Annotated in this window: 16 protein-coding genes; 6 read left to right on the forward strand and 10 right to left on the reverse strand. The window is 59.2% G+C overall.

What is annotated here, in order from left to right; genetic code table 11:
* Positions 1-343 precede the first annotated feature (343 nt).
* From arfB to dcp, 3 genes are all read left to right on the forward strand, one after another.
* On the forward strand, positions 344-775 hold the full coding sequence (gene arfB, locus ACVOLL_RS08060) for an alternative ribosome rescue aminoacyl-tRNA hydrolase ArfB (RefSeq protein ID WP_481512423.1): 432 nt from the start codon (positions 344-346) through the stop codon (positions 773-775).
* A gap of 3 nt (positions 776-778) precedes the next feature.
* Complete coding sequence (locus tag ACVOLL_RS08065) at positions 779-1,381, forward strand: lysophospholipid acyltransferase family protein (protein ID WP_481512424.1); 603 nt, start codon at positions 779-781, stop codon at positions 1,379-1,381.
* A gap of 113 nt (positions 1,382-1,494) precedes the next feature.
* Positions 1,495-3,654, forward strand: coding sequence for a peptidyl-dipeptidase Dcp (gene dcp / locus ACVOLL_RS08070; protein ID WP_481512425.1), 2,160 nt, complete (start codon positions 1,495-1,497; stop codon positions 3,652-3,654).
* Positions 3,655-3,768: 114 nt separating this feature from the next.
* Here the strand turns inward: dcp and ACVOLL_RS08075 are convergent, their stop codons facing one another.
* Entirely contained in the window at positions 3,769-4,095 is a 327-nt protein-coding gene (locus tag ACVOLL_RS08075) for a hypothetical protein (protein WP_481512426.1), read from the reverse strand.
* Positions 4,096-4,256: 161 nt separating this feature from the next.
* On the opposite strand from ACVOLL_RS08075, the gene ACVOLL_RS08080 reads away from it, so the two are divergent.
* Both ACVOLL_RS08080 and ACVOLL_RS08085 read left to right on the forward strand, forming a co-directional pair.
* Positions 4,257-5,318: a linear amide C-N hydrolase gene (locus tag ACVOLL_RS08080; protein WP_481512427.1), complete on the forward strand. Its 1,062-nt coding sequence runs from the start codon at positions 4,257-4,259 to the stop codon at positions 5,316-5,318.
* Positions 5,319-5,370: 52 nt separating this feature from the next.
* Entirely contained in the window at positions 5,371-6,132 is a 762-nt protein-coding gene (locus ACVOLL_RS08085) for a porin family protein (RefSeq protein ID WP_481512428.1), read from the forward strand.
* 471 nt (positions 6,133-6,603) lie between these two features.
* Here the strand turns inward: ACVOLL_RS08085 and ACVOLL_RS08090 are convergent, their stop codons facing one another.
* Entirely contained in the window at positions 6,604-7,395 is a 792-nt protein-coding gene (locus ACVOLL_RS08090) for a siderophore-interacting protein (RefSeq protein WP_481512429.1), read from the reverse strand.
* 87 nt (positions 7,396-7,482) lie between these two features.
* Positions 7,483-7,980 (reverse strand): PadR family transcriptional regulator, encoded by a 498-nt coding sequence (locus tag ACVOLL_RS08095; protein WP_481512430.1) that lies wholly within the window; start codon positions 7,978-7,980, stop codon positions 7,483-7,485.
* 395 nt (positions 7,981-8,375) lie between these two features.
* On the opposite strand from ACVOLL_RS08095, the gene aceE reads away from it, so the two are divergent.
* Entirely contained in the window at positions 8,376-11,063 is a 2,688-nt protein-coding gene (gene aceE / locus ACVOLL_RS08100; RefSeq protein ID WP_303748745.1) for a pyruvate dehydrogenase (acetyl-transferring), homodimeric type, read from the forward strand.
* 208 nt (positions 11,064-11,271) lie between these two features.
* Here aceE and ACVOLL_RS08105 read toward each other — a convergent pair whose 3' ends face one another.
* The 7 genes from ACVOLL_RS08105 to dcm form a co-directional block, all read right to left on the reverse strand.
* On the reverse strand, positions 11,272-13,014 hold the full coding sequence (locus tag ACVOLL_RS08105) for a nuclease-related domain-containing DEAD/DEAH box helicase (RefSeq protein WP_481512431.1): 1,743 nt from the start codon (positions 13,012-13,014) through the stop codon (positions 11,272-11,274).
* Positions 13,014-14,873, reverse strand: coding sequence for a DrmB family protein (gene drmB / locus ACVOLL_RS08110; RefSeq protein ID WP_481512432.1), 1,860 nt, complete (start codon positions 14,871-14,873; stop codon positions 13,014-13,016). Before drmB ends, ACVOLL_RS08105 begins: the two co-directional genes overlap by 1 nt.
* Before the next feature lie 43 nt (positions 14,874-14,916).
* A complete protein-coding gene (locus tag ACVOLL_RS08115; RefSeq protein WP_481512433.1) occupies positions 14,917-18,177 on the reverse strand; it encodes a helicase-related protein in 3,261 nt (1,086 codons plus the stop codon).
* 17 nt (positions 18,178-18,194) lie between these two features.
* Positions 18,195-20,162 (reverse strand): UvrD-helicase domain-containing protein, encoded by a 1,968-nt coding sequence (locus ACVOLL_RS08120; protein ID WP_481512434.1) that lies wholly within the window; start codon positions 20,160-20,162, stop codon positions 18,195-18,197.
* A 305-nt stretch (positions 20,163-20,467) separates the two neighbouring features.
* Entirely contained in the window at positions 20,468-21,802 is a 1,335-nt protein-coding gene (locus ACVOLL_RS08125) for a type II restriction endonuclease (RefSeq protein ID WP_481512435.1), read from the reverse strand.
* Positions 21,803-21,927: 125 nt separating this feature from the next.
* Entirely contained in the window at positions 21,928-22,356 is a 429-nt protein-coding gene (locus tag ACVOLL_RS08130) for a very short patch repair endonuclease (protein ID WP_481512436.1), read from the reverse strand.
* Between the two features lie 5 nt (positions 22,357-22,361).
* Positions 22,362-23,612, reverse strand: a complete 1,251-nt coding sequence (gene dcm / locus ACVOLL_RS08135; protein WP_481512437.1) for a DNA (cytosine-5-)-methyltransferase — start codon at positions 23,610-23,612, stop codon at positions 22,362-22,364.
* Positions 23,613-24,090: the final 478 nt, after the last annotated feature.

The raw sequence follows: 24,090 nt of genomic DNA on the forward strand, positions 1-24,090 counted from the left end.
GCGCAGCAAAGGGGGAGGGTTGGGGAGGGGGGCTCTTGCTTGAGCTCCCTCCCTTTTGCGTAGCAAAGGGGAGGGTTGGGGAGGGGTGCTCTTGCTTGAGCCCCCTCCCTTTTGCGTAGCAAAGGGGAGGGCTGGGGAGGGGTGCTTCTGAAGCTCCAGCCGCTCGGCTAAATCCAGCCCGCAAGACCCTGTAGTCAGAACCAGCGCAAGCACTCAACGTCGGCCGCGAAAGGCACCCCTCCCCAACCCTCCCCTGCGCTATGCGCAAAGGAGGGGGCAGATGGCTGCGCTGCGTCTCTCGCCAGGAGGCAGCTAAAACCGCAACAGCCCTTACAATGCGCCGATGGCGACGGAGCAGATTGAGATCTCGGAACACTTGGCGATACCGGAAACGGAGATCGTCGAGCGTTTCGTGCGCGCGTCCGGCGCGGGCGGGCAGAACGTCAACAAGGTCTCCACCGCGGTGGAACTGCGTTTTGACATCGCCGGCTCGCCGTCCCTGCCAGAACCACTGCGCGAGCGCCTGCTGGCCCGCCGCGACCGCCGGGTGACCAGCGAAGGCGTGCTGGTGATCGATGCGCAGCGCTTCCGCACCCAGGACCGTAACCGCCAGGATGCGCGCGAACGTCTTGCCAGCTTCATCCAGGCCAGCCTGAGCGTGCCCAAGCCACGGGTGGCCACCAAGCCCTCGTACGGCTCCAAGCTGCGCCGGCTGGATCAGAAAAAAGAACGCGCGCAGGTCAAGCGCGGCCGTTCAACACGTAATTGGGAGTAGTGCTTGAGCAACACACCGCCGACCATTCCGGCTATTCCCGCTGCCATGCCGCAGCGCAAGGGCGCCGCCTTCAGCCGTTGGCTGGGCCGCAGCGTGCTGCGCCTGGGTGGCTGGCAGATCCGTGGGCCCATCCCGGACCTGGCCAAAGCGGTGGTGATTGCCGCACCGCATTCGTCCAACTGGGATGGCCTGTGGGGCCTGGCCGCGAAGATGGCCTTGGGCCTGGAAGCACGCATCCTCGGCAAGGACAAGCTGTTCTGGTGGCCACTGAGCGTGGTGTTGCGGCGGATGGGCGTGGTGCCGTTGGATCGCAGTTCGCCGCAGGGCACGGTGGGCCAAGCGGTGGCGATGATCCGCGACAGCGAGCAGATCTGGTACGCGCTGGCGCCGGAAGGCACGCGCAAGCAGGTGACTGAATGGAAGGGCGGCTTTCTGAAGATCGCGCGCATGGCCGATGTACCGATCATCCCGGCCTATTTCCATTACCCGGAAAAGGTCATCGGCTTCGGCCCGGTATTCCATACCAGTGGTGACGATGTGGCCGATATGGCCGCCATCCGCCAGTGGTACCGGCAGTGGCAGGGCAAGAACCACAGCTCCAGCTGAGCGTCCAGCCGACACGTCCGGTGTCGGCCGGCGCCACCATCGGCACATGCCGCTCACAGGGGAACGGAGTAGGGTGATGGGCTGTTCGAAGCCCGTTCCCAAGGAGCCGTTTCATGTCGCGTACCGTTGTTCTGGCCGCCGCCATCAGCCTTGCGCTGGCCGCCTGTTCTGGCAAGGAGTCCACTGCCCCCGTGACCGCCAATGCACCTGCGGAGGCCGCCAAGCCGGGCGATGCTTCCACCAACCCGTTCATGACTGTCAGCTCGCTGCCGTTCCAGGCGCCGGCCTTCGACAAGATCAAGGACAGCGACTACCTGCCGGCCTTCGAGGAAGGCATGCGCCAGCAGCTGGCCGAGATCAAGCAGATCACCGACAACACCCAGCCGGCCACCTTCGACAACACCTTGCTTCCGATGGAGAAGTCCGGTGCCATCCTGGACCGCGTCAGCCGCGTGTTCTTCAGCGTGGTGCAGGCCGATACCAACCCGGAGCGGCAGAAGATCCAGGAAGACGTGGTGCCCAAGCTGGCCGCGCATGGCGATGCCATCCACCTGGATGCCAAGCTGTTCGCTCGCATCAAGAGCATCTATGACGGCCGCGCCGAAGCCGGCCTGGACGCCGAGCAGCTGCGCGTGGTCGAGGAAACCTACAAGGGCTTCGTCAAGGCCGGTGCCGAGCTCAGCGATACCGACAAGGAAACGCTGAAGCAGTACAACGCCGAAGAAGCCACCCTGTCCAACGACTTCCACAACAAGCTGGTCGCGGCCACCGCCGCCGGTGCCGTGGTCATCGATGACAAGGCGCAGCTGGCTGGCCTGTCCGAGGGCGATATCGCCGCCGCCGAAGACGCTGCCAAGGGCCGCAAGCTCGATGGCAAGTGGGTGCTGAGCCTGCAGAACACCACCCAGCAGCCGGCACTCGGCTCGCTGCAGGACCGCGACGTGCGCGCCAAGGTGCTGCAGGCCTCGGAAACCCGCACCGAGCACGGCGATGCCAACGACACCCGCGCCATCATCCAGCGCCTGGCCCAGCTGCGTGCGGCCAAGGCCAAACTGCTTGGCTTCCCGAACTACGCCGCCTACAACCTGACCGACCAGATGGCGCAGACGCCGGCCAACGCGCTCAAGCTGTTGACCGACACCGTGCCGGCGGCCACCGCCAAGGCACGCGGCGAGCTGGCCGAGATCCAGAAGGTGATCGACGCGCAGAAGGGGGGCTTCAAGGCTAGTGCATCGGATTGGGACTTCTACGCCGAGCAGGTGCGCAAGGCCAAGTACGACCTGGACGAGTCGCAGATCAAGCCCTACTTCGAGCTGGACAATGTGCTGCAGAACGGCGTCTTCTACGCCGCCAACCAGCTCTACGGCCTGACCTTCAAGGAGCGCAAGGATCTGCCGGTCTATCACCCGGACGTGCGCGTGTTTGAAGTCACCGATGCCAACGGCCAGCCGCTGGCGCTGTTCTACGCTGACTTCTACAAGCGCGACAGCAAGTCCGGTGGCGCCTGGATGGACGTGTTCGTCGAACAGGACGGCCTGACCGGCACCAAGCCGGTGGTCTACAACGTCAGCAACTTCACCAAGCCTGCCGCCGGCCAGCCCGCGCTGCTGAGCTGGGACGACGTGACCACCATGTTCCACGAGTTCGGCCACGCCCTGCATGGCATGTTCTCCAATACCAAGTACCCGAGCGTGGCTGGCACCGGCGTGCCGCGTGACTTCGTCGAGTTCCCGTCGCAGTTCAACGAGCACTGGGCTTCGGACCCGAAGGTGTTCGCCAACTACGCCAAGCACTACCAGACCAAGGCAGCGATGCCGCAGGAGCTGGTCGACAAGATCGCCAAGGCCAAGACCTTCAACCAGGGCTACATGACCACCGAGTACCTGTCGGCGGCGCTGCTGGATCTGGCCTGGCATACGCAGGGCGCTGACGCACCGCTGCAGGACGTGGACAAGTTCGAAGCCGATGCGCTGAAGCGCTACAAGGTGGATCTGGCACAGGTGCCGCCGCGTTACCGCAGCAGCTACTTCGACCACATCTGGGGTGGCGGTTACTCGGCCGGTTACTACGCCTACTTCTGGGCGGAGATGATCGACCACGATGCCTTCGAGTGGTTCAAGGAGAACGGTGGCCTGACCCGTGAGAACGGCCAGGTGTTCCGCGACAAGATCCTGTCGATCGGCAATACCCGCGACCTGGCAACGGCCTACCGCGATTTCCGCGGCAAGGACCCGAGCGTCGAGCCGCTGCTGCACAACCGCGGTTTGAAGTAAGCGGCCTTGAAACAAGCGCTCGCGATTGTGAGCGTGTGAAACGACGAACGGCAGGGGAAACCCTGCCGTTCGTGTTTGTGCGCGTGTTGTGCGGCAGGCCGCAGCGCGCTGGTGTTACTCGCAACGCACCTTGGTGATGACGTTGTTGGCATCGGTATAGACGCGCAGGCGATCCTGGCGAATATCGCGGGAAACAATCGTGGTCGGGCCGATCGGATTGACCAGGCCTGCACCGCTCTCCTTTTTCAGGCGACGCACGGTGGCTTCGTCATTGACCGTGCCCACAGCCCATTGCACGGAGGTATCGCTGCAGCGGCCGAAGTTGGGGTCGTCGGAAACCGGCGGTGCACTCAGGCAGCCGCTCAGGGCGATGCTCAGCAGGCCGCCGACCAGCAGCGGGCGGAGGATGGCGGCAGTGTGATGCGGTGTGATTTGAGGCATGGGGCAGTTCCTCCGTTCGAATATGTGCGGAGCATAGCAGCGGCCCAATGTCTGGTTGCTGTTTTTCAGGACTGCCAACCGTGTCGCGGCAGGACAATGAATGGCTGCTAGGATCGTTCCGGTTGCATCTCTGATCTGATCAAGCCAAGGACGCGAACTCCATGAAATCAGCCAAGCGATCCATCATTGCCGCCTGTGCCACCGTGCTGTTCGGTATGGCCGGCATGCAGCAGCAAGCCGATGCCTGCACCCGTTTCGTCTATCACGGTGCCGGCAATGAAATCTTCACCGGCCGTTCGATGGACTACAAGATCGACACCGGCACCCATCTGTGGATGTTCCCGCGCGGCATGCAGCGCAACGGCGAGACCGGCCCGGACACGCTGAAGTGGACCTCGCGCTATGGCAGCGTCATCGCCAGTGCCTACGACATCTCCACCACCGACGGCATGAACGAAGCCGGCCTGGTCGCCAACCTGTTATGGCTGGCCGAGTCCGAATACCCCGAGCGCAACAGCGGCAAGCCCGGCCTGGCCATCTCGGTGTGGACGCAGTACATGCTCGACAACTTCGCCACCGTCGAGGAAGCGGTGAAGGTGTTGAACACCGAGCCCTTCACCCTGGTCAGCGACGCAGCGCCCGGCGAGCAGCGCCTGGCCACCTTGCACCTGTCCATCTCCGATGCCAGCGGCGACAGCGCCATCATCGAGTACATCAAGGGCAAGCAGGTCATCCATCACAGCCGCGACTACAAGGTGATGACCAACTCGCCGATCTTCGAGGAGCAGCTGGCACTGGAAACCTACTGGCGGCAGATCGGCGGCACGGTGATGTTGCCGGGTACCAACCGCGCCTCGGACCGCTTCGCGCGCGCGGCCTTCTATATCGACGCGATCCCCAAGTCGACCGATCCGGTGGAATCCACCGCCAGCGTGTTCGGCGTGATCCGCAACGTGTCGGTGCCCTACGGCATCACCACCCCGGACCAGCCGAATATTTCCTCCACGCGCTGGCGCACGGTCTCCGACCAGTCGCGCATGCGCTATTACTTCGAATCCGCGCTGGCACCCAATGTGTTCTGGGTGGACCTGAAGAAGATTGATTTCAGCGAGCGCGGCAAAGTGAAGCGTCTGGACCTAGGCGACCAGCAGCGCACCATCTACGCGGGTGAAGCCAACGCCCAGTTCAAGGACGCCAAGCCGTTCCGTTTCCTGGGCATTTAAGGCGAGCAATCGGCGTGCCCGGGCAACCGGGTGCGCCCCATCTGGAGCTTCAATGAAAACCCGATTCACCCGCAAATACCTGTGCCTGCTGTTGGCAATGGGCGGCATGCCGCTCGCGCACGCACAGAGCAATGACAACGACGACAGCTGGCGCTTCCAGGCCACGCCTTATGTGTGGATGAGCGGCATGGAAGGCCAGGTGAGGCCGTTCCGCGGCGCACCGATGGCGGACGTGCACAAGTCCTTCTCCGAGTTGATGGACAACCTCGATGCCGCTGCCTTCATCACCGGCACCGCGCGCCGTGGCAACTTCGTGCTGCAGGCCGATTTCACCCACGCATCTACCTCGGATTCGACGCCGCTGCCGATCGGCGTGGCAGCGAACGTGAAGGTGAAGCAGACCTCGGCAACCGTGACTGCAGGCTATGCCTGGTCGGCGAACGAGCGTACCGGCATCGACCTGTTGGCCGGCGCGCGTTACTGGGATATCAATGCAGCGGTGAACGTACCGGGTCTCGTGTCGGCGCGTTCGGATTCCACCTTCGTCGATCCGATTGCCGGTGTGCGCTGGCGGCAGACGCTGAGCCCACGCTGGAGCAGCATTGCCTATGTGGATGTAGGCGGTTTTGGTGTGGGTTCGGATTCGACCTGGCAGCTGTTGGCGCTGGCCAACTACCAGGCAACGGACAAGCTGTTCGTATCGATGGGCTACCGCCACCAGAGCCTGGATTACCGCGACAAGGGCAAGCGCCTGGACGTGTCCCTGTCAGGCCCGATGCTGGGTGTGACGTACCAGTTCGGTAAGAGGCTGTAGCTTTAGTCCACTCCCTTTTGCGAAGCGAAGGGGAGGGCTAGGGAGGGGTAGCTTTTAACCCTGTAGAGCCGAGCCATGCTCGGCTGGAGCCTCACCGGGAAAGCCTCTGCCGAGCATGGCTCGGCACTACAGCTTCGCCGCACCCTCATCCGCCCTTCGGGCACCTTCTCCCGAGGGGAGAAGGAAGGCGCAAAAGCCCCTCTCCCCCCGGGAGAGGGGTTGGGGTGAGGGTAGGCGCGAAGCCCCATGGCAATCATTTATTCAGGTGCTTCGCACCAACCCTCATCCGCCCTTCGGGCACCTTCTCCCGAAGGGAGAAGGAACGCGAAAGCCCCTCTCCCTCCGGGAGAGGGGTTGGGGAGAGGGTAGGGGGCGAAGCCCTCCGCAATCATTTTTGCAGGTGCTTCGCACCAACCCTCATCCGCCCTCCGGGCACCTTCTCCCGAGGGGAGAAGGGTCAGGCTTCAAGCCTCACTCCACTTCGTTCGGATCCGCCTTCCAATACCCGGTCGCGCGTATCCACTCCTTCGGCACCTGCAGATGCCCTTCCACAAACTTGCGCATCATCCGCGCACGCTTGGACTCGGTGGCAATCCAGTAATGCGTATCGCCATCAGGCTGCTCGAAATCCACCAGCGCATCCTCCAGCAAGGTACTGCTGGCAGCATCAAAACCATTGCGCTCGAACCACGACACGGTCACCTGCGCTGAACTCTCCAACGGCTGCCGATCACCTTCTTCCGGGATCTCGATGAATACCTCGGCCACCGCGCCTTCCGGCAGTTCTTCCAGGCGCCGCGCAATCGCCGGCAACGCCGTCTCATCACCAATCAGCACATAGCAGTCGAAGTCATCGGCCACCACATGCGAACCACGCGGGCCGGCAACCACCAACTCGTCGCCAATCTTGGCTTCAGCGGCCCAACTGGTCGCCGGGCCATCACCATGCAGCACGAAGTCCAACACCAGCTCGCCTGCATCGGCATCGTAGAAACGCGGCGTGTAGTCGCGTGCCGGTGAAGGCTGCTTGCCCTCCGGGTAGCGCGGGCCCTGCTCGGTGAGTTCCGGCAATACAAATTCGCCTTCGGCATTGGCGAAGAACAGCTTCACGTGGTCATCCGGTGAGCGGCTGTCAAAACCTTCCAGCGCATCGCCGCCTACAACAACGCGCTGCATGTTCGGGGTCAGGCGTTCCGTGTGCACTACCTGCAGCTGACAGAAACGCGGGGTCATGCGGATCAATTGGGTTTCATGCTGTGACATGGGGGTACCTGGGGTCAGTGTCGGCAAGGCCGGGATGACTTGGCTGGATCGCTCTGGCTGGGTCGTAATGAATAACGGTGGTGCAAATCAGTTTTCCTGCGACTGCTGCTGTACCAGCGCGGTCGCCTCTGCAATCAGGCCGGCAATGCGCGCGACATCGGCGTCCTGCCAATCGCCTTTGCGCAACATCAGCGAGTGGGTGAACTGGTGCATGGCATCGCGCAGCGGCGCCGGCAGGCTTTCCCTGGCGATGACGCGGGAGTTGTGGCGTGCACGCATGCGCGCGGTTTCCACGTCCTCGGCACGCAGCTTGAGCTGGGACTGGCCCAGGCTGGTGATGTGGTAGCGCTTGCGCCCGCCGTCTTCCTCGGCGCTTACCCAGCGCTGCTTCTCGAAGTCGGCCAGCAGCGGATACACCGAGCCCGCGCTGGGCGTGTAGACGCGCACGAACATCTCACTGATCTGCTGGATCAGCTCGTAGCCGTGGCGTGGCTGCTCGCCGATCAGCGATAGCAGTAACAGGCGCAGATCGCCACGGCCCAAGGGGCGCGGGGTGGGGGAGCGGCGGGGTTCCGGGCTGGGCATTGAGGTTTTCGATATATCGAAAGTGCGCAAAACGATATATCGAAAACTCTTCCGGCGCAAATGCCGTCGCCTCCGATGGGACGGTGCAGACCAGCAGGATTTGCATTCCGCACCAATTGCTGCGGTGCAGCATGACCTGGCTGTCACCACCTTGACCTCTGCCGATGGCAACTTCGCCCGGTGTTTAGTGCCATTAAGCGTCTGCACGGGGGCGCGGAACCTGTCCCTGGCTGTCCATGCCCGCGCATCAGAACTGTCGCGAACTGTCTTGCAGACACTGGCTTTTGCCGCTCCATACGCATGCGTAGCCAGCTTGGCAAGGTACCGGGTGCGCTACACTTTACGGCTCAAAATAATGACAAGCGCGCGCGTGCGTGCAGTAACTGGGAGCGCTAATGAACTGGTTGAACGAGATGCTTGATAACGACACGAATCCCCTGGAAACCCAGGAGTGGATCGAGTCGTTGAAGGCCGTTATCGATGTCGAGGGCCCCGAGCGCGCACATCAGTTGCTGGAAGGCATGGTTGAACTGACCCGTCGCTCGGGCGCGTTCCTGCCGTTCTCCCCCACCACCGAATACGTCAACACCATCGAGCCGCAGCTGGAAGCCAAGAGCCCCGGCAATGCGGAACTGGAATGGCGCATTCGTTCCATCATCCGTTGGAACGCGATGGCCACCGTCGTGCGCGCCAACCGCAAGCCGGGCGACCTGGGCGGCCACATCGCCTCGTTCGCATCGGGTGCCACGCTCTATGACGTGGGCTTCAACCACTTCTGGCGCGCGCCGAGTGACAACCACCCGGGCGACCTGCTGTTCATCCAGGGCCACAGCGCCCCGGGCATCTATGCGCGTTCCTACCTGGAAGGCCGCATCAGCGAGCAGCAGCTGGACAAGTTCCGCATGGAAGTGGACGGCGGCGGTCTGTCGTCGTACCCGCACCCGTGGCTGATGCCGGATTACTGGCAGACCCCGACCGTGTCGATGGGCCTGGGCCCGCTGGCTGCCATCTACCAGGCGCAGTTCCTGCGTTACCTGGAAAACCGTGGCCTGATCGAGAAGAGCGACCGCAAGGTGTGGTGCTTCATCGGCGACGGCGAGTCGGACGAGCCGGAAACCCTGGGCGCGATCGCCCTGGCCGGCCGCGAAGGCCTCGACAACCTGATCTTCGTCGTCAACTGCAACCTGCAGCGCCTTGATGGCCCGGTGCGCGGCAACGGCAAGATCATCCAGGAACTGGAAGGCGTGTTCCGTGGCGGCGGCTGGAACGTGATCAAGCTGCTGTGGGGCGGTTACTGGGATGCCCTGCTGGCCAAGGACACCAATGGCGTCCTGAAGAAGCTGATGATGGAAACCGTCGACGGCGAATACCAGAACTGCAAGGCCTTCGGCGGCGCGTATACGCGCGAGCATTTCTTCGGCAAGTACCCGGAAACCGCTGCGATGGTTGCCGGTCTGTCCGACGACGACATCTGGCGCCTGAACCGTGGCGGCCACGACCCGCACAAGGTGTACGCCGCCTACCACCAGGCCGTGAACACCAAGGGCATGCCGACCGTGATCCTGGCCAAGACGGTCAAGGGCTACGGCATGGGCAGCGCTGGCGAAGCGCTCAACCCCACCCACCAGACCAAGAAGCTGGACGACGAATCGGTCCGCCATTTCCGCGACCGCTTCAACATCCCGGTCACCGATGAACAGCTCAAGGACGGCCAGGTGCCGTTCTACCATCCGGGCCCGGATTCGCCGGAAGTGAAGTACCTGCAGGAGCGTCGCGCTGCGATGGGCGGCTACCTGCCGCAGCGTCGCCAGAAGGCCGACAAGTCCTTCATCGCACCGAAGCTGGAAACCTACGAGCGCCTGCTCAAGGAATCCGGCGAGCGTACCTATTCCACCACCATGGCCTTCGTGCAGACGCTGAACATCAGCCTGCGTGACAAGGAGCTGGGCCCGCGCCTGGTGCCGATCGTCGCCGACGAAGCGCGCACCTTCGGTATGGAAGGCCTGTTCCGCCAGATCGGTATCTACGCGCCGTACGGCCAGAAGTACAAGCCGGTCGATGCCGACCAGCTCATGTACTACCGCGAAGACCAGAGCGGCCAGGTGCTGCAGCAGGGCATCAGCGAGCCGGGTGCCATGTCCTCGTGGATGGCGGCCGGTACCAGCTACTCGGTCAGCAACGTGCCGATGCTGCCGTTCTACATCTACTACTCGATGTTCGGCTTCCAGCGCATTGGCGACATCGCCTGGCAGGCAGCGGACATGCGTACCCGCGGCTTCCTGCTCGGCGGTACCGCCGGCCGCACCACGCTGAACGGCGAAGGCCTGCAGCACGAAGATGGCTTCAGCCATATCGTTGCTGGCGGCATCCCGAACGTGCGCAGCTACGACCCGACCTTCGGTTTCGAAGTAACCGTCATCCTCCAGCACGGCACCAAGGCCATGATGGAAGACCAGATCGACGAGTACTACTACATCACCCTGATGAACGAGAACTACGCTCACCCGGCCATGCCGGAAGGCGCAGCCGAGGGCATCATCAAGGGCATGTACCTGCTCACCGACGCAGGCAAGCCGAAGAAGGGCGAGCTGCGCGTGCAGCTGCTGGGCAGCGGCACCATCCTGCGCGAAGCCATTGCAGCGGCCGAACTGCTGGACAAGGATTTCGGCGTCACCGCCGACATCTGGAGCTGCCCGAGCTTCAACGAACTGCGTCGTGATGGCTTCGACGCCGAGCGCTGGAACCGCCTGCACCCGGAAGCCGAACCGCGCAAGCCGTACGTCACCGAACTGCTGGAAGGCCGCCAGGGCCCGGTCATCGCCGCAACCGACTACGTGCGCGCCTATACCGACCAGATCCGCGCCTTCGTGCCGGCCACCTATTCGGTACTGGGTACCGATGGCTTCGGCCGTTCGGACACGCGTGCGAACCTGCGTCGCTTCTTCGAGGTTGACCGTTATTACATCGCGCATGCGGCCATTGCGGCGCTTGCCAAGGATGGGAAGATGACGGCTAAGGATGTTGCGCGGGCTATCAAGCAGTATGGGATTGATCCGGAGAAGGCTAATCCTGTTGGGGTTTGATAGAGTCAGTTAAATGGAGAAAAGGGCGGCCTTCGGTCGCCCTTTTCTTTTAGCTTAACGTTGGGTTGCCATTGGGCAATATTTTGGAGTCGGACCAAGGGAAAGAGTTCTGAAGGTTCTATTCAACTCGGCATTCCTTTGCGGGCAGGCGCCAGAAACATTTAGTCTCAGCATCGCCATCAGAATGTCGGTTGATGTGTTAATGCGATTATGCAGTTAGCGGATTGGCATTCGCCATTCTCCGTCCGAATTGGGCCGCTTGCTCGTTGTAGCGACTACGGGATGACTCTGCTATCAAAGGGATCAGAAGCGTCTTGGCGCGGGACAATCCGGCGTAGTGAAGCATCGACCATTCCCGATCGCCCAATTCGTCTAAATCGATCGCGATTACGATGTTCCGTTCCAAGCCCTTGAATGCATGCATCGTTGTGAAATCGCATGTGCCTTCCTCCGTGCGGATCCGCAATTCGCACACGCGAAGACCTCCAAGCGTTTTTACCCCTGCAAGAAGGGAATTTTCGAGTCTTCGTGAAGACAGGACGATTATCTCGTTGGGACGAACCTCGCTCTTTAGAAGATGAGATATCTGGCGGTCCACAAATGAAATCGCGTCTACCCGATCTTTGTAGAAGTAGCAGTCGCATGCAATTCCGTAGATGGCCCCTTCGGTGGCCATGTCGATTCCGGAAATGATCGCTGTCTGCTGTGCCACCTGTTGCGTGTTTCTGCAATTCTGGAATAGATCGTCAAAGGCTATGCTTATGCCACTCAAATGCCTCTCAGTAGCATCTTGTTCAACTCGGTAAATATTCTGCTTTGGATCCATGAAGAGATGCCAGCGGCCATTGCGTAGCCCGCCTTTGACTAGCAGGTCCAATGCGTCGAGATTATCCGGAGTGAGCGCATCCTGCGCCTCGTCGACTACCAGCACATCAGCAACTTCGATATCTTGGGCGAGGGCTGCATCTACAAATACTTGAGGGAATATTCTTCCGAACAGTTCCCTGTCATCCACGCCGGCGACGTTTAGTTGCGCGTCAAGTCCTGCCGCGGCAATGACCTCGCGAAACAACGAGTGAATGTGCCGAACCCGCACGTTGGCGATTTGGTTTGCTGAAATATTCTCCGCGACATGCCTGGCCAATAGCTGATTGAAGCACAAATAGAGAACTGAACTTCCTTCATTTGCAAGCAGCTTGGCCCGTTCGACGGCCAAGATTGTCTTGCCGGTTCCAGCAGACCCGCGAACAATAGTCCGGGAGTTGCTTGCCATACGGCGAGACGCGCGGATCTGCTCGTTGGTAAGCTGGATGAGCTTCTGATCAAGTCCATTGAGCTCGCTCCCCAAGCTGATGCTGGTTTCAATATCCGGACGTAGCAGGTTTCGGAGCTTCCTGATGTCATCAACCGTTGGGCGAGGTGGGACCTTTCCGTGCCTGTCCTGGTAGATGGCTTCCCAATGCCGCTGCAGACTCCCGAGGTAGAACCCAAGATTTCGGCGGAAATCGCGCCGATCGAGCAAGGTTCCTTGGTCTATCTCTGGGCCGATGGCATGAAAGTGCTCGTGTGGCATGATCACGCCGAAGCCGAACAGGAGACTCGCAAGCTGTTCATCGATGGCACGAATGCGGTCCTTCAAGGCAAACATCGCAGTACTTGCTTGCGACCATGGGCTCTCCCTTCGGGTGTATGACTCCCCGCCACGACTGTAGATCCATTGTCCATCACGGCACTCGACTTGGCCGCCCTTGACTTCCAGCACAAAGATCCCTTTCGTCGAAAGCACGACAAAGTCGATCTCACCCCACACTTTGTGCTCGTGCGTCGCCAGCCCAAGCGAATGAAGCACTACCCAAGCTGGCTGATCGGTAAGGTCACGCTGGAACCGCTCAAAAACTTGTCGCTCGCCCGCAGGGCAGTCTCGCGGAGTGTCGGGGATCAGTGTGGCCATTAGTCAGCGTCCTGCCCTTCGGCGGCTACAAAGAATCCCCTCCAAAAATGGTCAGCGTCACCAACAAGCATGGTTCGATCGAGTTCACGATTGAACTTCTCGCAGGCGGTTTCAGGAACAAGTAGGCAGCAGTGACATGCGGCTCCGCCAACACGTTCACCAGACTGGTTAGGGTCGGTCTCTAGGCAGACCGGGTCGCTGCCGCACCATTCTGTGGAACGAATGGCGCGCAATACTGCATCCTCAATTAGATCCGGAGAAGCATTCCGTACCAATCCACCGAGACTGCCCTCGGAATCGGGGGACCCGGTGTAAATTAGCACGCCATTCATGGGTGCAGAGTCGTCAGATGCTTCTGCTACATACAGGCGTTCACGCAGCGCAGACGACGAGTAGCCGCAATCAAGAGACAGCTGGCGGATCAGCGCGTGAGAGAAAGAGTGGACCAGAAGCAGGCGTGGGGTGATTGCATAGTCATGTTGATATCCGCGTTCTCGGGCCAGCGCTTGCAATTTTTTATCGAGAATCTTCGCCCGCCCCGTTACGCTGGGATTCTTCATAATCCATTCGTCAATAGCTGACGTTCGGAATCGCAAGAATATGCCCTCTCCGCGAATTTCTGCAGCAGGCAGCCAATTCGATTGGCGCTTGTGCAGCGGCGAGACCTCTCCATCCCTAATAGCCGCCGAAACAGATTCCGCGCTCATGGGCCGAGGCTCTATGCGCGAAAATGCTGCCAATGCGCGAACCTCGCGTAGGCGTGACACTGCGCCAATCAGATCAAACCATAGCGCAATTCCGGGTGGCGCGTTATTCACAGTGTTACGGAACTGCGGGACGTAGCCACCTGCCGCATCATCATGCCGTGTGGCACTGAGAGCAGCGTATTCCTCGGTGCGCCCAGCCACGTCAGTGTACTTGATGTCCGATTGGCTGAAGGAACGCTTGTTTCCGTACGCTCGGAGCAAGCTGCTGACTTCAACTTGATATGCCTCTGCCACGCCGCTGAGTACTCCCTCAACAGCCGCTTCCGGAAGCCCTTTGAGGACTATCCAGTTCTCCTCGACAATCTGAAAAGCGGCTTCTGATACCGGTGGAATCGAGAGCGACGAAGCGATGATCGGGAAATAGGCGTTGGATGCGCCGCGCTGGAGAACACGCGGCGGTGCGTCGCATCCTGAGATCCGGTCAAATAGCCATGGCCGGCCCCCCGAACAATGCCGACCGTACAGCCCACCTTCGCCATACGCATCGCCCAATGATCGGGACCTTGAGCAGCTCATGCACTGCACATATAGATCGCTAAGTGACGAAGACCTGCCGTGGGAACGCAAATACATCCGGCTCATAGGCTCCGTACAAGCTTCACCCTTGTGCACCCACCATTCCCATGGAAATTCCTCGATATGTCCTTTTCGGCACGCGACGACGAATCGGACAGGGTTCACATAGCTCTTTTCACCGCAAGCTCTGCATACGAGTCGATTCAAGTCAGCTGATTTTTCGAACGGCTCGTCCAGTTTTCCGAGGCGGTGGCACTTAGGGCACTCCTGCCACTCCGGGAAGCGTACGACCGGCACGGTTGCGCGCGAGGCAACCATCCCCGGTTCCCCTCGTACATCTTCCGCGACTGGGGCGAGGCGGAAATGGTCGACACCTAACTGGGCTTGCAAGCGCGATTCGGAGATGATCGACGTCGACCGACTCGCAGCGCTGCCCCAGTCTTCCAGTCCCATCGCCATGAAGGACCCCGCCTCGAGATCTATGATCGCTCCAATCCCGTAGGTAGAGATAGTCTGCGAGCGGCGAACCTTGCCGACCGGCCTGACGCTCGGCTCGGAAGGCCGTCCGGCAGCCATTGCACCGGTTCTTGGCCGCGAAGTCCCGCCTCCTCGACTAGCGTTATGAGTTGCCAAAGGATTTTCCTCCAGTCCGAGAGATCTGTTTCCATACAAAGGCGGTGGAGGGTTCAACTTCCCGCATTGAGTTTGGTGTGGACCATCCCGCTCCGCCTCTACGCAATCCGTCCTCGGCTGAGTACATCAATGCCGGCGTGGTATTCCCAAACGGCGCCACTCTCTCCCAGTAGTTCAGGGAGGAGCTGGTAGCTCTGGCCTCTCGACTACGACGGGTCCATGTATCCATGACATCGCTCAGGTCTTCTGCTGTGTCCTGCGCTTCCAGGTCATAGCTTGCCGCCGCGGCCCGCCTCACTAGATATGAGGCGATCTCTTTGACGACGGAATCTTGCGGATCGAATCGAACTGCTTCTTTCTCTCCTAGCATCCCCCTTCCCAAGTTGCGCACCAATGCAATGAAGACAGCATGCACCGCTTTATCCCGGGCTCTTGGAGCCCAAGGAGTCACACTCGTGGCTTCGACTGACCGGTAGAGAGCGCCGTGGTAATTCTGGAAATGCTCGAAATGTGAGAGGTCCCGCGGCCGCCCGAAGTTGTAGAGGGTGACGATCAGGCCCGGTAATCCACGGCCGACGCGGCTCGATGCTTGGATGTACTCGGCTGTGGACTTCGGTTGACCGTTGACCACCATCAGACCAAGTCTCGGAACGTCGACGCCAACCGAAATCATGTTGCTTGCGAGGACCATGTCAATGGGGACCGGCGCGAAAACATCCTGATCACCGAGAGACTGTCCCAGCTCCCGGAGGCGCTGAGGGATGTCGCGCGACGACACACGCCCGCTCAATTCTTGGGCATAGTCTTCAAACTTCCGGACTCCCGTCGTGAGCCGGCTTGCCAAGAACTGCATCTGCCGGGGAACGTCATCCATAACGAGGACGTGTGCGCCTCCCAGCTCGCGTAGACTGTTGAAATAAGCGACGCACGTCCAGTAGGGATCTGCGTCTGCAAGGGAAATCTCCGCCAATTCCAGCAGGCTAGCGACGCCCTGACTCACGGCTGCCAGTGCCGCCTGCAACGCAAATTTCGGGCTGCGGCCAGCAGAAGCCACGCCAACATATCGACGGTCTGAACCTTGCTCATCTTTGGTTGCAAAAAAAGAATCGTCGGCATCGAAGCCCGGCGGCGGAAACTGTAGGACATCACGGTCGAAGAGCGCTCGGACCTGGCGCGCGGCCCGCCCGATCGTCGCCGTGGAGCCAATGATTTTGGGAGGCACGCCATCCACAGTGCAGAGGTAGTCAATCGCAGCCTCGTACAACCCAGCCATCGAACCCAGCGGCCCGGAAATGAGGTGCAGTTCGTCTTGGATGATCAGGCCGGGCCTTAGCCCCGTGTCGATTCCAAAAAGGGTTCTAATGTCGACGCGTCGCGGTAGCTGCGCGAACTTGTCCACGGTCCCAATCAACAGAGATGGAGGGGCCGCGTACATCACGTCATCCACCGTCATGACAGGCAAGGGTGCCCCTCGAGTTGCGCATGTTGCAGACGGGCAGGCGATCCGCATCTCTTGGGTTCCAATAGGGATGGTGTAAGCCGAAATCGGCAGCGTACCCCCACATACCGGACACTCTAGGAGCTGCCTAGGTGTGGACATGGGCTTGGCCCCAGCACGTTCGTCGGCAATGCGTGCAATGGCATCATCCATGCGGTTGGGTGTGGCATCGCCACCCGCATAAAGTCCAATCGAAATAATGGCGCTACCCAAGCTACCCGGTTCTTTTTTCCTTAGTTCCTCGCAAGCGACGATCAAGGCGGTGGCACGCTGAAACTGCTGAACTGTCAAAAGACGCAACGTGTAACGCATGAGTACATCTACGCCACCGTTTGTACGCCTTCCGTCGTCCGTCAGGCGGCGCAGGAAGATCTGGAACGCCGTGAGGGCAAGATAGGCTTCAGTCTTGCCGCCGCCAGTGGGGAACCACAGCAGGTCCGCACAGGCGCGTGCGACGTGATCTTTCTTCGGATCAACCAGCGAGGGAACAACAAGCAGGATGAAGGCCAGCTGGAAGGGGCGCCAGACCAGCGGCTGCGCTCGCTCCCTCTTGGCAGGAAACTGCGCCTGCATGTCCATGGCGGTATTTGCTAACGCGAAAGCCCGCCAAGCGACCTCCGAGCTGCGCAACACGTCCACACCGTGTTTCAGCCTAACCAAGGTCGCTTCGCACCTCTTGAGGTTTACGCCTGCCGCACGGTTTAGGTCGCCTTCAAATCCAGGGAGGACCGTCACCAGTTCACGCTGGATCCAAATGCCATACATGTCGACAAATGCCTCGAGCGAATCGCAGGTCGCCTGCTGCCGGGACTGGTCGCCAAGCGCTGCCGCCGCAAACGGATTATGTGAGGGGCTCACTAGTGATTGCAGGTCGCGATGACCGCGAGTATCAGTGCCAGCAACCGTGGCGACAGGAAGCCACGCCGTGCACACCCATGGAACCCGTACATCCAGCTGCTTCGGCCAGTCCGCGGCAACACCGTGACCCGCAGCGAACTCCTTTACGTCCCGGTACAGCAACTGGTTCGTCAATGCGTCTTCGTCATCCGATTTGAATGTGGAGGGGCGTGCGCGAATCGCGGGTACATCTGCAATAACCGCCCGAATCTCCAGCCGCGTCTGAAAGAGATTCGCTGCATCAGCGAGCGCGTAGTCCGCGGGCTTTTCGGCCAGATTGATCAGCGTGGCCGTGAAAGTGATTCCGGACTCTTGCACCCGTCGCTTGATGTCCAAAGCGAGATTCGGATCAGTAAACCGGCTGCCGTCGCTGCGGAAGAATTCTTGGGTTCGCCACGCCGGCCGTTGCTCATCCGGTAAAATCTCAACTTGGTGGTCGAGAGGCGTGCGAATCCAGCAATATGAGACGGATGTGGGTTGTGCAGCAAGTTCCTGCGCGGCGGCGACTGGCACTATGTCTTCACGAGCAACTGGACGATACCGCGCAGTGCCGGCCAATGAGATCGTAACCGCTGCGCCCGGATCAAAAGTGCAAGTTAGTCCAATCGAGCAGGGTTTGATCGCACGGTAACCCGGGATTGCATACTCTGCTCCTTGAGTACCGTCATCTGCGACCGCATCGATTTCGCCATCATCCTCGATGACATTCGGTATGGAGTCGCGCGGCCATAGTATCCCGGTGAGATAGGTGTCAGAGGGATTCGATGCTAAGGTCTCATCAACTCGAAGCGGCCCCAGTATCACGCCCTTCACAAGGTCGATCAATTTTTCCCGTGCGACTTCCATGCTCATAACCAGCCTCTCGATAGCTATTTGGATCGCTTGAATATTTTGGCGAATGCAACACCGTAGAGCTGGACACCAAGCCACAGGCCACTTGCACCATACTCACTCGCAACCCCTGCGCTGACTTCAGCGCTACCTTGTAGGGTGGCCACCTGCGAAATCCGCAAGTTGAATAGCGTCGACGGAAGTCCGAAACCCTTTTTCCAGAGCAATCCGAACAGATCAAGTGTCATCTGTGATGTCGTAGCACCCAGTAGCCGCCCTGGCGCCGTGCCTTCCTGTAAATGAATGGCATAGATCTGATTGCGTGAATTGTCGGGCGAAGCAATCTTCTTCAGCATCACCTTTCGTCCTCCCAACTCGCTGGCTTGGTCGGCAAGAAATCGTTGTAGATCCATAACGCCCGCTTCGTCGCCGTGCAATCGTGTATCAACGAAGCTCGTCGGCCAAATATCTCCTGGCTGGCCAAGTTCAACGTTCAGCCCCCCATTCCAACGGCTATACCAACGTAAGCCGCCGCCGGGATATTGCCACTGGAATAACGGGTAAGTAGCAGTTGCGGGAATCCGTACAAGATTCCGACCGGCGCGCGTTACCGCGACGAAAACGACGCTGGCTGCTTCAGATGCTTCGTCATCAGATGGCATTTCATCGCTTTCGGCGTCGTTAGATTCGTTCTGCTCGCGTGTTTCAAGTATCGCCACCGAATCAAACTCCATACCTTTCGATTGGTGAATCGTCAGCACGCGAACAACGCCATCATTCACCCCTTCGTCGTCTGGAAACGCATCTAGCCAGGCCATGCGCTCGCGAAGGACACTTAGATCCAAGGAAGTCCCGTCCCTCGCCAACCCGGCAGCACGCAGGAGGCGTGTCCACGCCGTAGACTCCTCGGGCATACACAGCCCTGTGTCGCGCGAGCCACCGTTGTAGACGTGTTGATAAATCCGGGAAAACTGCGCACGCTGGATGGCAGATCCCTTTGTCCGCCCGAGCAGCGCTCCAACCCATCCGGGAGTGGCGCGCTGCTTGCTACGAGAGCCCATGACGACCCTCATCGCCGCCACGTTATTATCGCCACCCAGTAGTTGCGCAATGCGCAAAGCCTCACCATTGGTGCGTGTCAAAATGGCGGCACTATCACCGCTAAGTTCTGTGATTGCTTCGTGACCCAGTTTGCCACTGAGTTCGGGTAGTTTTGCTACCAAATCTTTCAGTGCCTCATTCTTCTGCGTACCCGTGTCGCCGCGGCGCAGGATAGTGCGCATCGTCGTTGTCAACTTGGCCAACTCGCTTACAGCACGGTAATTGGTGTCCAGCTCGACTTCGCGGACGTCGGGAAATCGTGATCGCAGCTGAAAGAGCAGCCAAGAAGTTGTGACATGGGAAAATGCGCGTGTAGTTGAACGCCGGATAGAAAATCCATAGATCGCCTGCGCGTCATCTCCAAGGATCGTAAACCCAATTCCTGCATTCCTAGCATTGGTCAGCAGCCTTAGAAGACTGACCACAAGGGCGCCCCGTACGCCGGCCAAGTCTTGGAATTCGTCAACGATGATGTGTCGTAAATTCCTTAGTAGGTCATGCGCCTCGTTCGAAGATGAGCCCTCGAGCTTACCTACTAGTTCCGCGATATTTTCATCGTAATTTCGAGACATCAGTTGGCTAGGGCTGTCCCCCAGCTGGCGAAGCATACGAAAGGCCCAAGAATCAAAAGTCCTAATTGATAAATAGCGCAAGTCTTCCAGCATCGCATCATCGACGCCTGCCTGATTTTCAAGGCGTCGTGTCAACGTGCGAACCGCACTATTTGAGAAGGACAGCACCAAAATTTGCGAGGGCCGCAGTCCGTGTCGAAAAAGATGGTGAAGCCGCTGGGCGGCGACCTCCGTTTTGCCTGTGCCAGGACCTGCGATTACGATCGTTCTCGCCCTCACATCTGCGCGAGCAACCTCGAGCTGTCGTTCGTCTTCCCTTCTAGCGATTGCCATCCATCATTCCCCCGAATGATTCCCTGTCCGTGCTTGGGACTATTCTGGGGTCAGACTATACCCCAAACTGACAACCTCGTCTGCCTAGGGTAGTGCTGTATCGAGGGTGATAATCCTACTCGCGGCATTAACTTTGGGAGTGGGGGCCGTCATTAGCTCAATGATCCGCCATTGAGCCGGCAAGAAGCGAGTAAGGGGAGGGCGAGGTTTCCACCCTCGCTGTTGTCGTTTGGAGAGATGCAAGCCTCGTGAGTCGATCGAATCAATTTTGCGGACAGGCGACATGTGGGTCATTACATGGATCGTCATTTCTCCAATGGTAGGATGAGTGAAGGGCGTCGTTCTTTTATCTCGGAATCGAAGAATTGCCGGAAGGTGATTACGTTTTTGTAGCCGTCATAAGCAGATTCCTTGGATTTCTTGAGGGACTCTGGTACGACAAGTGCAATCGAATTTCGCTCCATCTCATCAATGGCTTCTCCAGAGACACGGTCGTCGACCGTAGCGAGAAAAATCTGCCCAATTGGTTTTTCCAAGGCAAGTTGCTTCCAGCGTTCGCGAAGAGTAGTTTTCAGCGAAACGATGGCTGTCTCATTTTCTGCGTTTAGTGTTGCAACGCTAGGAAGTACGAAGTCAGGTCGCCGGCCACCCAAGATAGCCTGTGCCTCATGGCGGATCCGTCCGTCCTTGAATAACCGTTCTACGTGGTACTCGAACGAGAGTCCTGCCCTACTTTTCCGAGTCTGGGCGGCACTGAGAAATACTGAGTCCAGTTCTGGGAAGCCACGAACCAGATTACTTAAAGGATCACCGCCGCCATGAAGCAGAATACGGGCAACTTGGGCAGCTCGGAAGCGGACTTCGGCTCGTTTGAAAATCGCATACTCGATATCGCGGCTGATGCGCATGACCGCGTCGCCAGGCCGATTGATGTCGAATGGGTTCAATTCATCGGCAGTGTTCTCATCAAGCCATGCAGCTTGTGCCTGTGTTGCCAGCGTGCGCGGTGATGGGATCGCTTGCCCCTTTATATAGCTTTCCAGCGAGCCATCTCTAATTGCTTGCGCCAGCTCATCAACAAGCTGATCTGCAAAGGGATCTCGGGTCTCCGCCACCGATGGGTCGAAAAGATCAAAGTGGAAGTCAGCATCCAAATTGAAATTTGTTTCGATTATCGCGGCTTCTTCACATTCTGAATCGATGACAATGAACCAATGGCTTGCATCCGAAAATGGCTGTTTTAGCTTTCCAACGAGAAGTAGCGATGCAGGCGACAATTTCTGGAAGTGCTCCTTTGGTACTCCTGTGTGCTGCCACTCGTATCTGGGTTTTGCCTTTTCCTTGTTTTCAGGGTTGCGCAAGGAAAAATTTTTAATTGTTGAAGTCTTTATCTCGCTGGAAGCTGGCCAGAAAGTAGAATATTCAACGTCGTAGATATGAGGCTTTTTTGGGTTGGAGTTCTTCAGTGCAGGGAAAAAACTCGATTCCGCGATGGCTCTTGGAATAAAGAAACCATTCTGGTGGCCATTCTTTGTGCTATCTGCCCAGCCGCAGTCATTGCGCGAAAGCTTCTTTATGAATATCTGCTCGCTTTGCTTTAGCCAAATTGAAATTTCATTCCACTCGAGATGCATTTCCATGGCGTTCTTTTCGGTCCTTTGAAGATTTCGTCGTTACGAACTCGTTGTATGTGGTGAGCATGTGGGGTGCTCGCTTGACGGGGTTGGTCATGCTTTCTGGTGCTGATGATGCGATGGGGTAGGGTTTAGGTCATTAAGGTTTTGATGCTCGCGACGAATGCGTCGAAGAAGTAATTCTGCTCACGTTGGTGGATGCCGCGAAGAGAACACTCCCATATTTCGATGACTTGCCAGCCCATGCCTTGAAGCTCGGCTTTCACCCGCGCATCGCGAACTCGATTACTCAGAATCTTCGCCTGCCAGAACTCCGGTCTTGTCTTGGGAAGACGGTACAACGGGCAATCGTGGCCGTGCCAGAAGCATCCATGGACAAAAACCGCGGTCCGGTATTTCGGCAGTACGATATCTGGTCGTCCAGGTAAGCCAGCCCCGCCCAGGCGGTAGCGGAACCCTCTCGCATGGAGGCCCTTGCGTACAAGGACCTCCAGCTTGGTATTCGAGCCGCGGATCCGCGACATCTGTGCGGATCGCTGCGCGGGGGTAAGGCTGTCCACCAATCTCAGGCCTTGATCTTCTTCTTCGTCGGCTTGGCCGCATCCGAAGCGGAGTCCTGTAGAAGATGCGGAATCATGATTCTCGCAACTTCGCTGATCACCGGAACCACCACCGAATTGCCGAACTGTTTGTATGCACGGGTATCGGATACCGGGATGCGGAAATTGTCATCGAAGCCCATGAGGCGCGCGCATTCGCGCGGCGTCAGACGCCGGGGGTTTTTCTTCGACCCCTGCGAGATCAGAATTTCCGAACCATCCTTGTAATAGCGGGCCGACAGCGTGCGGCAGGTCGTTTCGCGGGTAACCAGGCCGAAGCCGAAGCCATTTCCCTTGTCCCGATGCTTGGCCGCATAGTTCTGCAGGTACTCCCAAAGTTTGTCCGAGAGCGTGTACTTGTCCAGAACCTTGCCCTTCGCGCCACCGATATAAGGAGCATCAGCGGGCTCGGAGCCATCTTGGCTGTGCATCACCGAACCCATCTTAGGGGCGAGGCCGAAGTCAGGCAGATCCAGATCTTCCCAGGTGAATGGCACTTCCTCGCGGAAGCCGACGATGATGATGCGTTCGCGATGTTGCGGACCGAAATGCTTGCCGTTGATCACCCGGTAATGGACGTGATAGCCAAGCTCGTTCTGCAGCACATCGATGATGGTCGAGAATGTGCGGCCCTTGTCGTGGCTCATCAGGTTCTTGACGTTCTCCAACAAGAACGCGCGGGGCTTCTTCTCGGCAATGATGCGAGCTACATCGAAGAAGAGGGTGCCTTGCGTCTTGTCTGAGAAGCCGTGTGGACGGCCCAGTGCGTTCTTTTTCGAAACGCCTGCAATTGAGAACGGCTGGCAGGGGAATCCTGCGAGCAGCACGTCGTGGTCAGGTACGTCGCTCTCGTGGACCTTCGTGATGTCGGAGGCGAATACATGGCCTTCCCCATCGTGGAAATTGGCTCGATAGGTCTTTACCGCGTAAGGGTCCCATTCGCTGGTGAACACGCAGCGGCCACCCTGCTTTTCGAAGGCGGTACGGATGCCGCCGATACCGGCGAACAGATCGATGAAGCGGAATTTGCCTTCGCCTGCTGGCGGCTCGCCGAAAGGCAGCAGGCGCTGACGGATTGCTTCGGCGACATAGGGCTTGGGTTCGGTTTCGCGGGTCTGCCAGCGGCGGACAGTCTTCGGATCGACTCCCAGTGCCTGGGCGACCTCCTTCGGGCTGAAGCGTTGGAGGGAAAGGTCGATCAATTGGTACGTATTCATGAAGGCTCCGGGAACAACGGGGACAGTATGTCCAATTTCTTCCCGTGGGAAAAGAAATAAATCAGGCAAGCTCGTCGGAGTCTGTAAGGCTTGTTGAGCTCCCTCCTCGAGAGGCTGACTTTGTGCCTTGCCTGTCGCAGGACTTGAGACAGGTGGGCTGCGTTGGCACCAGTTTGTGGAGCCAGCGCAACGCTGTGCCCAGAAGTTGTAAGGCTTCAAGAGGGTGTAGCTCAGCCGTCAGGTAGTTGATAGCTGTTCTCATGGAAGTCTTCTTCTCGATCCCTCGATGCAGAAGACCGAAGTCATGCGGCAGCGCTAGACGCTGTCGCTACCAACTGACTGCTTCAAAACCGGGGTGCGGGGGGGGGGTGGGGTAGGCACCCCCCCCCGGGGCCCGCGGTGGGGCCCCGCCCCCCGCTCGGCGGCCGCGATGTTGTTTGGAATCGGCCCCGGCGCCCGCCGACCCCGCAGCCCCCCC

The organism is Stenotrophomonas sp. STEN035 (assembly GCF_056759935.1).

What these genes read in the sequence shown, in the direction of transcription:
- arfB (WP_481512423.1), top strand. Translation starts at nt 344, where the DNA reads ATGGCGACGGAGCAGATTGAGATCTCGGAACACTTGGCGATACCGGAA.
- dcp (WP_481512425.1), top strand. Translation starts at nt 1,495, where the DNA reads ATGTCGCGTACCGTTGTTCTGGCCGCCGCCATCAGCCTTGCGCTGGCC.
- ACVOLL_RS08075 (WP_481512426.1), bottom strand. Translation starts at nt 4,095, where the DNA reads ATGCCTCAAATCACACCGCATCACACTGCCGCCATCCTCCGCCCGCTG.
- ACVOLL_RS08080 (WP_481512427.1), top strand. Translation starts at nt 4,257, where the DNA reads ATGAAATCAGCCAAGCGATCCATCATTGCCGCCTGTGCCACCGTGCTG.
- ACVOLL_RS08085 (WP_481512428.1), top strand. Translation starts at nt 5,371, where the DNA reads ATGAAAACCCGATTCACCCGCAAATACCTGTGCCTGCTGTTGGCAATG.
- ACVOLL_RS08090 (WP_481512429.1), bottom strand. Translation starts at nt 7,395, where the DNA reads ATGTCACAGCATGAAACCCAATTGATCCGCATGACCCCGCGTTTCTGT.
- ACVOLL_RS08095 (WP_481512430.1), bottom strand. Translation starts at nt 7,980, where the DNA reads ATGCCCAGCCCGGAACCCCGCCGCTCCCCCACCCCGCGCCCCTTGGGC.
- aceE (WP_303748745.1), top strand. Translation starts at nt 8,376, where the DNA reads ATGAACTGGTTGAACGAGATGCTTGATAACGACACGAATCCCCTGGAA.
- ACVOLL_RS08105 (WP_481512431.1), bottom strand. Translation starts at nt 13,014, where the DNA reads ATGGCCACACTGATCCCCGACACTCCGCGAGACTGCCCTGCGGGCGAG.
- drmB (WP_481512432.1), bottom strand. Translation starts at nt 14,873, where the DNA reads ATGGCTGCCGGACGGCCTTCCGAGCCGAGCGTCAGGCCGGTCGGCAAG.
- ACVOLL_RS08115 (WP_481512433.1), bottom strand. Translation starts at nt 18,177, where the DNA reads ATGAGCATGGAAGTCGCACGGGAAAAATTGATCGACCTTGTGAAGGGC.
- ACVOLL_RS08120 (WP_481512434.1), bottom strand. Translation starts at nt 20,162, where the DNA reads ATGGCAATCGCTAGAAGGGAAGACGAACGACAGCTCGAGGTTGCTCGC.
- ACVOLL_RS08125 (WP_481512435.1), bottom strand. Translation starts at nt 21,802, where the DNA reads ATGGAAATGCATCTCGAGTGGAATGAAATTTCAATTTGGCTAAAGCAA.
- dcm (WP_481512437.1), bottom strand. Translation starts at nt 23,612, where the DNA reads ATGAATACGTACCAATTGATCGACCTTTCCCTCCAACGCTTCAGCCCG.